This window comes from Sinomicrobium halophytocola, assembly GCF_052983395.1.
Map to the genome: position 1 here is coordinate 307488 of NZ_JBRKIT010000028.1, position 13730 is coordinate 321217.

Annotated in this window: 9 protein-coding genes; all 9 read right to left on the reverse strand. The window is 47.5% G+C overall.

The window, feature by feature from the left end:
- Positions 1-4: 4 nt before the first annotated feature.
- The 9 genes from ACVBDY_RS12240 to ACVBDY_RS12280 all read right to left on the reverse strand — a co-directional run bounded on the left by ACVBDY_RS12240 (position 5) and on the right by ACVBDY_RS12280 (position 13729).
- Entirely contained in the window at positions 5-751 is a 747-nt protein-coding gene (locus ACVBDY_RS12240) for a GntR family transcriptional regulator (protein WP_447175771.1), read from the reverse strand.
- Between the two features lie 100 nt (positions 752-851).
- Positions 852-2819 (reverse strand): sialate O-acetylesterase, encoded by a 1968-nt coding sequence (locus ACVBDY_RS12245; protein ID WP_447175772.1) that lies wholly within the window; start codon positions 2817-2819, stop codon positions 852-854.
- A gap of 26 nt (positions 2820-2845) precedes the next feature.
- Positions 2846-4603, reverse strand: a complete 1758-nt coding sequence (locus tag ACVBDY_RS12250; protein WP_447175773.1) for a class I mannose-6-phosphate isomerase — start codon at positions 4601-4603, stop codon at positions 2846-2848.
- Complete coding sequence (locus ACVBDY_RS12255) at positions 4578-5531, reverse strand: ROK family protein (RefSeq protein ID WP_447175774.1); 954 nt, start codon at positions 5529-5531, stop codon at positions 4578-4580. Before ACVBDY_RS12255 ends, ACVBDY_RS12250 begins: the two co-directional genes overlap by 26 nt.
- Positions 5532-5630: 99 nt before the next feature.
- A complete protein-coding gene (locus ACVBDY_RS12260; RefSeq protein WP_447175775.1) occupies positions 5631-7007 on the reverse strand; it encodes a sugar porter family MFS transporter in 1377 nt (458 codons plus the stop codon).
- 10 nt (positions 7008-7017) lie between these two features.
- Positions 7018-8205, reverse strand: a complete 1188-nt coding sequence (locus ACVBDY_RS12265; RefSeq protein WP_447175776.1) for a DUF5005 domain-containing protein — start codon at positions 8203-8205, stop codon at positions 7018-7020.
- 33 nt (positions 8206-8238) lie between these two features.
- Complete coding sequence (locus ACVBDY_RS12270; protein ID WP_447175777.1) at positions 8239-9093, reverse strand: hypothetical protein; 855 nt, start codon at positions 9091-9093, stop codon at positions 8239-8241.
- 41 nt (positions 9094-9134) lie between these two features.
- Positions 9135-10604 (reverse strand): RagB/SusD family nutrient uptake outer membrane protein, encoded by a 1470-nt coding sequence (locus tag ACVBDY_RS12275; protein ID WP_447175778.1) that lies wholly within the window; start codon positions 10602-10604, stop codon positions 9135-9137.
- Between the two features lie 11 nt (positions 10605-10615).
- Entirely contained in the window at positions 10616-13729 is a 3114-nt protein-coding gene (locus tag ACVBDY_RS12280) for a SusC/RagA family TonB-linked outer membrane protein (protein WP_447175779.1), read from the reverse strand.
- Between the last annotated feature and the right edge of the window lies 1 nt (position 13730).

Below are 13730 nucleotides of genomic sequence, written 5' to 3' on the forward strand. Positions count from 1 at the left end.
CTAACTAACGCTTAATATCTATTTCATAAGTAAAACTGTCCGCCCGGTAATATCCAAGATTGTACTCTATGGGCCGGTCTCCCGGATCACACACAAGACGCCTTCGGAACAACAAGGGGCTTCCCGGTTTGACATCCAGTAATTCTGCCAGTTTTTTGGTTGCGGGGATCGCATTGATACGTTCTTTGGATACGGACGGAATGGTAGCGTAATCTCTTTCCAGTATTTCGTATAGGTGCCGGGAAAAATCTTCTTTTCCGGTTAGACCGATACGGGGATGAAAAAATGAAATAAAGTTAACAAAAGGTCCTTTATCCAGTCCCCGGAGACGTTCCATACGGAGCACTTCCCTGCCTTCTTCTATCTGTAAAGCAGCGGCCACTTCCTGGTCTGCTTCTGTCCACGATACGTTGATCTGGTAATTTACAAATTCCACTCCTTTACTGTGCATTTCCTCGCTGAAACTAGCCCAGTTGCTCAGTTTTGTACTGAGTGTTTGTTTTACCACCCGTGTTCCCACTCCTTTTTTGCGTATCAAAAGCTTTTCATGTTCCAGCTTATTGGTAGCCTGCCGCACTGTATTACGGGAAATTCCAAGCATTTTAGCCAGTTCCACTTCTTTGGGAAGCAGTTTTCCTTCTTTGTATTCGGTCTTTTCAATAAGTTCTCTCAACAACTGCTCCACCTGTAAATGCAGGGGTATCCCGTTGTGATGATCCACTTTAAATTCAATAGGTCTCTCTTTTTGCATTGTTGCTCTTTTCCCTTGGAATTTATGAAGAAACAAAGATACTAATTTTATATATCCAAATGTTCCAACATATTTGACCGCAATTGTTATACAATCCCCTTTAAAACCGGGGTGCCTTATTATCGAATAATATGCCATCGGTACTGAGTTCCCGGTCGTCACTTCGAAAGGGTTCTGCCGGGAGGCCGTTCTGATCCGTGAGATCCAAAGGTCCCGGATTATCACTCCAGGCATATCGCACCTCCACCGGATCTTTTAATTCCGGGCTGTATACCACTACGGTATTCTCACGTAAAAAAGCTTTGGCCCAATAAAATTTCCCGTCTTTACCGGCCAGTTGGAAACCGCGTATATATCCGTATTTGTCTTTAGTTTTCAGGGAATCCGTTGCCAGGGTAAAATGCACCAGGAGACTGTCTCCCTTTTTCTCCGTTTCTTTAAACCGGGGGGCCTGTGCCGGGTATTTTCCGCCATAACCGAGGTTCATAGCCAAGGCACCGAGACGTTTACCTACATCCACCTTATTCCGGGGATGGATATCTTCTGCCTCTCCTATATCTATCGTTACCGCCATGCCCGTATTCGGCAAGGCCCGTGCCATGGCCTGGGCTTCCCGGAGTTCCGCCCAGGACGACGGGCCCGGAATTTCGGGTTCTTTACCGTAGTTTGCGAGCTGTACCCACAGAAAAGGCATTTCATTATTGAAATGATTTCGCCAGTCGCGAATAAGAGCCGGGAATAACTCCCGGTACTCCGCTGCCCTTTCGGCATTGGATTCTCCCTGGTACCAGATCGTTCCCTTTACACGCAATCTTGTAAGGGGTGCCACATTAGCATTGTATAGCACCCCCGGGGAAGAAAACGGAGTAACGTTTACCAGTTCCTGTTCCGGGAATCTACCGGTATCGAGCTGTAATCCTTTCCTGTAGTGCCACTTTCCCCACAGTATATCGTTCCCCCAGAAAGCAGAAGTTGTAAAACCTCCTATTCCCCCGGCATCAAAAACACGTATGACCAGTACATTGCCTTTCTTTTTAAGAATACCGGCAGGTACCTGGTAATTTCTGTGATTATGCCTGCCAAACGTTTCACCGATACGGTGTCCGTTTACCCAGCTAATATCATAATCGTCGATTTGCAGCAATTGTAAATGCAGGGAATCTCCTTTAAACCCTTCCGGAAGGTCAAAACTCTTCCTAAGCCATATGGCGCCGTCAAAATCTTTCAGGTCTTCCTCTTCTTCCCAGGTATTACCGGCAACTTCCAGGGTATCCCAGGAAGAGATATCTGTTTCCGGCAGGTACCATTTTCCGGTTACCCCGGGTCCGGTATAATAGTACTTGTTATACCAATGCTTTTTGCTTTTCTCAAATGCCTTCCGGACATCGGCAAAACTTCCCGTATGTTTTATTTCCTCTTTAAACTGGGGAAATGCCTCCAGGGCTTCGTTACTCATCCATGTTTCCACGGCTGTTGCCCCGAGATTTACGCTGATCAGGCCTATCGGGATGCCACTTTCCTGCTGAACAAATTTCCCGAAATGATACCCTACGGCAGAAAATCCGGCAATATTGTCCGGGTCAGCAACCATCCAGCCGGAAGAACTTATATCTTCTCTCGGCCGGTAATCCGTTTCCGGGTTTACTTTTAAGAGCCTTATTTGTCCTTTTTCAAGCCATGCAGTATCGGACTCCCGGTAAGGTGTTTGTTTTAAGGGCCATTCCATATTGGACTGGCCACCGCAAAGCCATACGTCTCCCGTCAAAACGTTCTCCAATTCTATACTCGACTCCCCGTCACTTATGCTGACGGAATACGGTCCTCCTGCCGGTAGAGCGGGTAATTGCAGTTTCCATTTTCCTTCCTTATTTGTCCTGGTACTCTGCTGCACCCTAGCTATTTCTACCTTTATTTCCTGCCCGGGAGTACTCCATCCCCATAAGGTTACCGGAGCATCGCGTTGCAATACCATATTATCGGTAAAAAATGCGGGCAATCGAAGTTCCTGGGCATAAGCGGTAAAATAAATACCCAGGATAAACTGCAATAACAATAGGGATCTCATCATCGGTCTTTTAAAATCTATTCATGCTGTTATTCTCTCACAAAAGCTTTCAGCGTAGCGCATTCTTCACCTTCGGACTCTCCGTGGGGGCGTATGGTATAATCCCCGACTTCGGCGGGAATTATAAAAGTCTCCGCATAATGCACCACAAAAGGCTCGAATTTCCCTTCAGGACTTTCCACGATGGCTTCCCGTCCTTCCACCAGGTTGATCACATTAACACTGCCGTTGGTGTTATGGGCCACGCTCCCGGTAAACCAATGCCGTCGCGTTTCGATAAAATCAGAAACGTACAGGCCGGTCTTTTCTTCTTTCCAGCCTTCTCCTTGTGTTATTTCTTCGATACGGTTTACCAGGTTGTCCTTTGTCCACTGCTTTCTCCGGCTCCAGTCGATAACATTTTCGCCGTGAAACAGGTGTATCGGTCTCGGCTTTCCATCCAGTCCCAACCGGCCCCAGTCCCACAGTTTAAAGGTAAAAATATACGGGGTAGCACTGATTTCGAGTACTACGCTGTTTGCTCCCGAACAGTGCACCGTTCCCGAGGGGATCAGGTAGTGATCGTGTTTCTTTACAGGCCATTTATTGACATAGGCTCCCGCATCAAAAGTTCCGCCCTGCTCCCGGGCATTCTTCAAGTCTGCGATCATTTTTTCCGGATCGGTCTCATCCCGGATACCCAGGTACACTTCGGCACCTTCCCCGGCATCGAGGATATAATAACTTTCATCCTGGGTATAAGCCATCCCGAACTGTTCTTTTATATATGCTTTGGTCGGGTGTACCTGTAAACTGAGGTTTCCACCTTCCATCGTATCCAGGAAATCGAACCGTATGGGGAACTCGGCGCCGAATTTTTCATAGACCTGCCGCCCCAGTAGCGGTTCCGGACGGGTGAGCACCAGGTTTATGGAAGGCGTTTCGAAAGTAATTCCCCCGAAATCAAAAAGCAGGCTGTTCTCTTCCGGAACACAGTCGAATCCCCAGGCGAAATTCACCTTGTCCCTGTCGAGATCGATGACCTCTTTCAGCCATTGTCCTCCCCAGGGGCCCGGATCGAAAAACGGGACAACGCGAAAAGGTTGCCTGCTGGCTGTTTCCAGTGCATACTTCAGCGCTTCACCGGAAATCATCTTAGGATCTGAGGACCGGACGGTATCGACAAAAAAATCTGTTTTTTCAAAAAGGGCTGTTTTATGCCTGTCCAACACTCTCCAATCTACAAAAAAGGATTGTTTGACACGTAAGGCAAATTCCGTTTCCTTATTGAACACCCCGAGATTATTCACCTCATGCCTGCGCATACGAAGCTGCAATTCCCACCGGGGCATATCCATATATACCAGGAGATGATTTTTGTCACAACAAAAGCTCGCTCCCGGCCCCAGTACAACCTGTATCTCTTCATTTGTTCTTCCGGTCTCTTCCCGTAACTTCCGGCAATTCTCAGGATCGAAAAAATCTTTAAGATCCAGGTCTGTCATATACCCGAAGACCCTGTCGTCCGTAACATAGGGATAGACCATTTTCTCAATCTCCGGGGCAGATTTCATCGCATCGGTACTGTCGTATATCTTACAGGAACCGAATACTTTTTTAAGAGCAGTCTTTATCTCTTCGGTATCGACACCCTGGTAGGTTTCGATAACGATCTTCCCCTTGTCTCCTGCTTTGTCTTTTATAGCACGGCATATGGCTTCCCAGCCACGTATACATTCGTATTTGCCTCCACTAACCCGTATTCTGGGATACTTGTCGTAATTAGATGTTATTTTTTTTCCTTTCATTGTTTAATATGTAACTTGTTCCTAATATTCCTGCTGTTTCCTTTTTGCTGGCAACCACTATAGGCAGACTTCCGGATGGTATCCAGCTGTGTTTTTCCACTATTTTTTCTATTCCCGGAAGTATATCTTCTTTACTTTTCATAATGCCTCCCCCGATAATTATTTTTTCCGGATCGTAAGCGTGAATGAGATTTACAATCCCTGTACCCCATGCCTTTATACTTTTGTCCCGCACCTCCATAGCCATCCTGTCCCCGGAACGTGCAAAACGGAAAATACTTTCGTAATCCGGGTTTTCTTCACAGTACAGGGCGCTCCCTGCATAATCCTTACTTTTTTCCAGGTGTTTTTTCAATGCCCAGGTAGACGCCAGGCTTTCCACGCATCCGATGTTGCCGCAATTGCATTCCGGCCCGTTATAATCTATACTCATATGTCCGCCCAGGTTCCCCGCGAGGAAGTTTTTGCCCCGCAACAATCTTCCTTCTATAAGTACTGCCGATCCGACTCCCGTTCCCAGGGTGATCATTACGAGATTGTCACAACCCTTTCCCGCGCCATATTGCCATTCTCCTAACAGAGCTGCACGGGCATCGTTTTCCAGGGCTACGGGTAATCCCCAGTTTTCCTTTCCCCAGCTTTCAAAATCCGTCTGCCCTGCTCCGGGGTATTTTACGTAATCCGATAGCACCGTGTTCTTCCCGGCATCCACTATTCCGGGAAAGGCTATACCTATACCTTTTACACGGTATTCCTTATCGTTACAAAGTTCGTTTACCGGAACTGACAGGTCTTTCAGCACATGGTACAGGCTACGTCCTGATCTGGCATCGAAAGACCGGCTTTCCCGGATATTCCCTTCTTCGTCTGCCAGTCCCATTTTTATACGGGTTCCTCCCATATCGATGCCGATATTCACACTTATCATCTGTTAATTTTTTAATTCGTTTTTCATAAGTCGGGCCTTATTCTGTTAAGAATAATCAGAACGGTATTATGAAACTTATGTTAATAGGCATTTCATAAACTATTCTTCATCGGATTCGATCCAGCCTTTTTCTATCTGTTCCAGGCTTTTCCCTTTGGTCTCGGGGACAAATTTCCAGGTAAAGAGCAGCAGGAATACGGAATTAACCATAAATATCCAGAAAGTAAAGGCTCCTCCCAGGCTGTCCAGCATCACCGGGGTAAGCTGGGTAATGAGTATGACGCCTATCCACAGAATTAATGTGCAGAACGACATGGCTATCCCCCTGATCTTAGTGGGAAATATCTCGGCGATCATCACCCAGGGGATAGGTCCGAGCGAAGATGCAAAACACGCTATAAAACCGAGAACAAACAGTATAAGCCAGGGGCCTTTGGTGATTTCGAAATAAAAACAAATACCTATAGCAAACAGGCATAGTACCATTCCGGATACACCCCACAATAACAGTTTTTTACGTCCCGTTTTGTCAATAAGCCACAGGGCGACAAAAGTGAAAGCCGTGTTGATTATCCCGATAAAAATAGTCTGGTAGAATGCCGATTCCACTGCGAAACCTATGCTTTTGAATATCTCGGGAGCGAAATAGATAACGGCATTGATCCCCGTAATCTGTGAAAACAGGGCCAGGACAACGCCAACGATAAGGGCCAGTCGTAATCCTTTGCCGAAAAGGTCGCTCCACCTGCCGGATTCCATATTGAGGGTGCTTCGGATCTCTTTCCGGATAGCTTCTGCCTTATCTCCGTTTATCCGGTAAAGTATTTCTCCGGCCTTTGTATCCTTACCTTTTTTCATAAGCCATCTCGGGCTTTCGGGTACGGTGAACAGCAGTACGAAAAAGATTATGGCCGGTATAACCTCCGAGCCTATCATGTATCGCCACCCGTATTCCACATTCCATGCATTGCTTCCGGAAACGGAGATCAGGTAATTGACTATGTAAATAATATTGATACCGAATACAATGGCCAGTTGATATACACTCACCAACCGCCCCCTGAACTTTGCCGGGGCGACTTCCGAAATGTATAGCGGGGACAACATGGAAGCTGCCCCCACTCCTATTCCGCCGACAAGCCGCGCTATAATAAAACCATTCAGGTCCGAAGCAACGGCAGATCCGAGGGCCGAAATAAAAAATAACAGCCCGGTGATAATAAGTACTTTCTTTCTGCCGAAACGGTCGCTGACGTAACCGGCTACTGCCGCACCCAGGATACATCCCCAAATGGCGCTACTGGCCGCCCAGCCCACAAGGGCCGGACTTAGGGAAAATTTCTCCTGGAGATAGCCGATCGCCCCTGCTATCACCGCCGTATCATACCCGAATAACAATCCGCCCAGGGCTGCCACTACGGTTATGCGGATAATATATCTTCGGGATGTTCCCCCATTATTATTTTGATCCTTCATGTATCTTATTTTAGTTCCCGGAGTCGAATTTAATACGGATAAACCTCGGTCTGTACAGGTGTGGGTTATCTCCGATAACATCGAAAAACTTAAAACTGTTGACATTGTAACTTACGAGTAATTCTCCTTCCGCGGAAATTGCCGGGTGAGCTTTGGCATTGTATGTAAAAAGGTCCGGATCGCTTATGTCCTCCGTAGTATTCCATATTTCTTTTACTTCTCCGAACGGGCCATAGGGAGTTTCCCCGGTTTGCATATATATATTCGGATAAATTCCCCCGTACTGGTAAATAAGGGCATAACGGCCATTGGGCAGCCGGGATACGCTAAGCTCGTTAGATACGCTGTCCGCAAGAGCAGTCATTTGCTCCCTGTCTTGGGTCCAGCCGTCTGTCTTCCGGAATTCCCAGGCGTTGAAATCTTCTATTTCCTCATATTTTACCCGGGCACATACGAGTTCTTTATGCTGTCCCCGAACACCGTATACATACACATATTCTTCTCCCTCACCATCATATATTCCCACCCCGAAAGATATCTTATCCGAATCATCCCCGGAAGTAAAAAAGGGTATCTCCGAGGAACGGGGCTTTTGAAAAGGTATTTTGCTTTTATCATCTATTACCAGGAGGTCGTTCCCCACTTCTTCAAACGGCAACAGGTCGTCCGTATGGGTATTGCGGATGCGATAGGCAAATACATATAGCTTTCCTCCTGCTTTCCTGTTTACAAAACCGTCGCCCAGCCAGTAGTATTCTTCATTCTCCGTATCCGGCAGCAACATAGTCGTAGCTTTTCCTTCACTGTCTTTAGCCAGGAAAAACGATGTGCTTGCCGGGACATCTCCTTTGCGGTACAGCGCCATGGAATTATTCACCATGCTGTAACCCGGCACCAGGGAATCCCCCATGATTTCCCCGACCATAGTGTCACTGAACAAAAAAACAATACTATCTGCTTCTTTACTGTTGTCTTCCCCGGAATAAGGTATGGCAAAAATACCGTCCCCGCCGAACCAGCCGGAATCTCTTTTAAATACCGCCGTCCATTCCGGCGCCCGTTCTACGGTAAAGGTGATTTCTTCCGGAGAAGGATCATCTTCTGCATTTTTATCCCGGGTATCGTCTTTACAGGAAGTAAAGAGAACGGTAAATATCCCGCCGAAAATGCTTATATATTTTCTTTTTTTAAGGTTCATTATATGCGTTGTTTTTGGTTTTCATCCTTTGGTTTAATCATTCCTTTGGGCGGCTTCGAACGTATACAGGAAAACCTCTTCTTCCCGGAGTCCCAGTTCGGACAGATCCACCGTAAGTTCCAAAGCCAGTTTTTCTACGGTAAGTGTCTTTATTGCAAACGTATCGGCCACAATGGTATTGGGCGTAAAAACATTGTATTTTTCCATGATAAAATGTTGTTCGTCTTCGGTAATGTACCAGCCGCTAAAAACATTCAGCCCGTCAAAGGCGCAGGCCCCGGCGCCGGTATCGGCACCGTATTCCAGGCTCATGCTACCATCCGCATTGAAAAGATAGGCATTGTCTTTTTCACAATCTTCTATGACTTCAGCATTCGGATCGTCTTCATTATTGACATGCAGAATGGATTTCCACTCCCACCTGCGGCGCGGAAGGTTATCCCGCGGACTAAGGGTTACATTCGCAGTTAGGTCACTGGTTCTTTCTTTCCCTCCGGATGTAGCGGCTTTAAAACTAAACCCTACCAGTTTATCCACATCTTCCACCGGGGGAATATAGATAAACGTATAACTGAATTCTTTTCCCGAAGCATCTACCCGCAATACTCCTTCCTGTCCGAATGAAGTATCTTTCTGCAGGTTTATCGTCTTGGTTATTTCGAGTTTCTCCAGGTCTTCTGGTGCTTCCACAAGCACTGCAAGGTTCAGGGTGTCCCCGGATTCCAGGCGGCTGCGGTACTGGCCTTGGCCGGGTATTTTTTCGGCTCCCAGGCTAACCAGGAAGTTTCCCTGATCGTAATAATCCTCCGGGCCTTGCTCGTCTTCGTTACAACTTACCAGCAATCCAAGGATCACAGGAAAAATCAGGTGATATATTCTGGTTTTCATATACAGTATTTTTGGTTGAACAATAGGTTGGCATACCGGTACTAAAAGCCGGGGTTTTGTGGTAAATTGGGATTTACCAGTCTTTCGCGTTGCGGAATGGGGAACCGGTTATATTGTTCTCCTACCGAAATCCCCTTTATGGCTTCCACACGTTGTCTGAGCCTGCCCAGCCTGGTAAGATCAAACCATCGTTGTCCTTCGCCTGCAAACTCCTTACCTCTTTCTTCTGCCAGCAGGTCTACAAAGCCTTCGATATTGTCCGCTTCCGCTTCTCCCAGGTTAGCTCTCTGCCTTATGTCGTTCAGGTAATCATTGGCTACATCAAAATTTCCGAGCCTGGCCTGTGCTTCGGCATAGGAAAGCACTACATCGGAATAACGGATCACGGGGAAATCATTGAAAGATCCCCCTGCGGTCGGGTCTGCGTCCATGTCCCAGTATTTATCGATGTACACGTGGTCCAGGTTTACGGTAGAATTATCGGAAGCAATAAAACTGGTCATAAATGTATCCTCGCGACGTTCGTCGGAAGCGGCGAAAGTGTTATACATATTCGCATTGGCTATCTGCCAGCCCTGTGTATTGGAAATCCCGTCTACTTCGGCGCTCAGGGCTGCCGGTAACAGCCTTACGTTAAACTGTCCTACTTCCCAGAAAGAAATGGCTCCGCCCGCGTCTCCGAACCCTACGGAGAAAACGGCTTCCTTTCCCCCGCGGTTCTCAATACGAAAAGCATCCTTAAAACGGTTCCAAAGCCCATACAACCCGGAATCCATGACATCAAGGGCTTTCTCCGAAGCAAGCTGGTACTCTCCTGTACGCAGATATACCTTTGCCAGCAATGCCTGTGCCGCTCCTTGTGTGGCTCGTCCTTCCTGTATTTCGCCATCCGGAGGCAGGGCTTCCGCATCGGTAAGGTCTTGAATTATCCAGGCATAGACCTCATCTGCCGGAGCGGCTTCCGGGTTTAGCGGCGCTTCTTCGGTAATAATCAAGGGAATATCTCCAAACATACGTACCAGGTTGAAATAGAGCAATCCCCGGAGGAATTTGGCTTCGTTAATAAAACGGTTTTTAAGGGTTTCATCCATTTCGATAGCAGGAATACGGTCTATAGCCACATTGGCAAGATAAATGGTCTTGTAATGTACCTGCCATATTTCCTGCAGGGCAGCATTATCGGCATTATGTGTAAAAGTGGCAAGCTGATCGTACTGCGGTGCTCCCAACTGGTTGTTGTCCATTTCGTCAGATGCCAGTCCCTGTGTTACCCAGAAGGTACTGTGATATATCCCGGCGGTATTACCCCGCGAAGCATCGTAAGAACCGAGATTGGCGTATATGGAGTTTACCGCCGCAAGGGCATCCTGTTCTGTGGTATAATAATTACTGGTTCCTACCTGGTTTTTCGGATTTTCTTCCAGGAAATCACTACAGGAAAAAAGGAGTAATACACACAGTACACTGCTCCATACCTTTACCGGAAAATTATTTGTTGATTTCATCATCATGTCTTTTTGTGTTAAAATCCAAGGTTAATTCCAAAGGTGTACATTCTCGTCTGGGGATAGTTACCGTCATCTACTCCAACAATATTGGTGGTTCCGCCATAGGCATTACCTTCCGGATCGTAACCGCTGTAGTTCGTCCAGGTGAACAGGTTGGTAGCACTGGCATATATACGCAGGTTACTCACCCCGATATATTCCATCCATTTTTGGGAGAAATTATACCCAAACGTTACATTTTTGACCCTTACATAAGAAGCATCCTCTACAAAAGCAGAAGAGAAAGTGCTGTTAAAGGAATCATTTCCGGATGCCCGGGGATAAACATTACCCGGATTATCGGGTGTCCACCGGTTTTTGCCAGCTTTTGCCAATACGTTCTGCTGGCCGTTCATATTTTCCAGGTTGAGCAGGTTCATGTTTGCCATGTCGTTCCCCTGGCTTCCCTGTATAAAGACACTGAGACTAAAATTCTTAAAGGAGAACTCGTTATTTAATCCCCAGGTAAAATCGGGTTGAGCGGTTCCTATGATAGCCAGGTCATATTCGTCTATAAATCCGTCGGGGCTACCGTCCGGACCGCTTATGTCTTTGTATTTACGATCTCCCGCAACCGGTGCCTGTCCACGTAGAGCCGGACCCGTGGCAGCTTCTTCATTGGTCTGATAGATGCCGTCAAAAACATAACCTTCGAAAGTCCCTATGGGTTTCCCTTCCCTCAGTATGCTACCGGCTACCAGGAGGTTGATATCTTCGTCCCTGGCCAGGTTGGTCACTTTATTCCGGTTGACGGAAAAGTTTCCGGAAGCATTCCAGGAGAACGGTCCGTTAAGGATATCCGCACCTACTTCCAGCCCGAAACCCCGGTTCTGTACATTTCCTACATTCAACAACGTATTCTGAAACCCGGTGGTAAAGGGAATGGGGGTTCCCAATAAGAGGTCGGAGGTTTTCTTATCGTATACCTCGGCAGTAAACCGCAGCTTGCCGTTCCAGAATGCCATATCGAGTCCCAGGTTGGCCTGCCGTGTGGTTTCCCATTTCAGGTCACTATTGGGATAGCTGCTGGGTTCCTGTCCGTAAAATACTTCCGGGCTTCCGGGACCATTGTTAAAAACACCTTCACCGAAAGGCGCTACCAGGGCAAGCGAATTATACGGCCCTATGGATTGGTTACCGATAACCCCGTAACTCAACCGCAACTTCAGATCACTGAAAAGTTGCGAGTCTTTCATAAAATCTTCATTGATCACCCGCCAGGCAAATGCCCCGGAGGGAAAGAAACCGTATTGGTTTCCCTTTGCGAATTTGGACGATCCGTCTACCCTTCCGGAAAGAGTAAAGAGATATTTATTATCCATAACGTAATTTACCCGTGCGAGATAAGACACCAATGCCCACCGGGATTCGCTATTGACAGGCGGCTGCGGGTTTTCTGCTGCGGAAAGGTTGTGATACCCTGTCCGGCCATCGGGAAAACCGAAAGCTATACTGGTAAGGGACTCGTTTTGAAATTCCTGCAATGTAAACCCTAAAAGAGCCGTAAGGTTATCCCCGCCTTCAAAGGTTTTGTTATAGGTAAGCGTATTTTCATTCAGCCAGGTAAGTGCATCCAGCGTAGAGATCGAGGCTTCGCCACGGCTGCTCTCCGTACGTTTCAGAAAGTTAGGTCCGAAAGCGCTGTTTTTGGTGTGTAACAGGTCTATACCGAAACTGGTCCGGAAATCGAGGTTCTCGGTCAGGGCATATTCGGCAAACACATTCCCCAAAAGCCTGGAAGTTACGGTTTTCGATTCGTATTCCCTGGCTTCCGCCACCGGGTTGGCCACGGCATCTTTGCGGTCGTGTTCAAAGGTATAACCTCCCGGTTCGTTCGGGTTGTATACCGGCAGGACTGGATTGATCTGCAAGGCATTGGCAATTACCCCCGGTACGATCTGTCCTGGCCCTGTAAGTACCCCGTTGGATGTAATTCTCGCATAGGAAAGATTGTTCCCTACTTTCAGTTTGTCCGTTACATTCCGTTCCAGGTTTACCCGGAAAGAATATCTTTGGAAATCGGAGCCTGTGACTATACCGTCCTGTGTAAATAATCCCCCGGAAAGCGCATACCTGGTCTTGGCATCTCCTCCCGAAAAACTGAGCTGGTAATCGGATATCTGTGCTGCCCTGAAAAGTTCTTCCTGCCAGTCGGTGCCTTTACCAAGTGATGCCGGATTTACGTAAACGGGGTTTCTGCCGGCATTCATCTCCGCCTCATTTACAAGTTCCGCATATTCCCGCGCGTTGAGGAGATTGAGCTTATTAGCCACTTGCTGTACGCCGTGATAGGCATTAAAACTTATGGTTTCTCTCCCCTCTTTTCCTTTTTTGGTCGTTATCAATACGACCCCGTTGGCTCCCCTGGAACCGTAAATGGCTGTTGCGGAAGCATCTTTCAGTATTTCGATTGATTCTATATCATTGGGATTAATAGAAGAAAGCGGACTCGTCCCCGGCCCTCTGTTACCGGCCGACGTTTCATTAGCGTCACTGTTTACGAGCATTCCGTCTATAACATACAATGGTTCGCTACTGGCGTTTACGGAGCTCGTTCCCCGTATCCGGATGTTGGTCCCTCCCCCGGGTACTCCGGAAGCCTGGGTTACCTGTACGCCGGCAGCCCTGCCCTGCAGGGCCTGCTCGAAACTGGAAGCCGGGACCGCCTGGAGTTCTTTGGCGCTTATAGATGAAACCGCTCCGGTAACGTCCGATTTACGCTGACTACCATACCCGATGACAATAACTTCAGAGAGTTTTCCCATGTCGGGTTCCAGTTCCACCTGAATTGTGGTCTGCATCCCCACTTTCACTTCTCTGGAAGCAAATCCTACATAACTGAATACCAATATGGCATCACTGTCGGGAACTTCAATTTCAAAATTCCCGTCAAAGTCCGCAATGGTACCGGTATTGGTTCCCTTTACCACAATATTACTCCCCGGCAGGACCTCTCCTTCGGCAGACCGGACCGTTCCGGTGACCCTTATTCCTTCCTGCTGCGGAAGAGCATAGGCCTGCAGGGATAATCCGAAACAAAGCAGGGGCAGATACAGGACACACGCCCTTATTAATCGGTATATTTCCATA

Excerpts from the sequence above, each read along its gene's own strand:
- ACVBDY_RS12255 (WP_447175774.1), bottom strand. The coding sequence starts at position 5,531 with ATGATAAGTGTGAATATCGGCATCGATATGGGAGGAACCCGTATAAAA.
- ACVBDY_RS12250 (WP_447175773.1), bottom strand. The coding sequence starts at position 4,603 with ATGAAAGGAAAAAAAATAACATCTAATTACGACAAGTATCCCAGAATA.
- ACVBDY_RS12265 (WP_447175776.1), bottom strand. The coding sequence starts at position 8,205 with ATGAACCTTAAAAAAAGAAAATATATAAGCATTTTCGGCGGGATATTT.
- ACVBDY_RS12240 (WP_447175771.1), bottom strand. The coding sequence starts at position 751 with ATGCAAAAAGAGAGACCTATTGAATTTAAAGTGGATCATCACAACGGG.
- ACVBDY_RS12245 (WP_447175772.1), bottom strand. The coding sequence starts at position 2,819 with ATGATGAGATCCCTATTGTTATTGCAGTTTATCCTGGGTATTTATTTT.
- ACVBDY_RS12280 (WP_447175779.1), bottom strand. The coding sequence starts at position 13,729 with ATGGAAATATACCGATTAATAAGGGCGTGTGTCCTGTATCTGCCCCTG.
- ACVBDY_RS12275 (WP_447175778.1), bottom strand. The coding sequence starts at position 10,604 with ATGATGATGAAATCAACAAATAATTTTCCGGTAAAGGTATGGAGCAGT.
- ACVBDY_RS12270 (WP_447175777.1), bottom strand. The coding sequence starts at position 9,093 with ATGAAAACCAGAATATATCACCTGATTTTTCCTGTGATCCTTGGATTG.
- ACVBDY_RS12260 (WP_447175775.1), bottom strand. The coding sequence starts at position 7,007 with ATGAAGGATCAAAATAATAATGGGGGAACATCCCGAAGATATATTATC.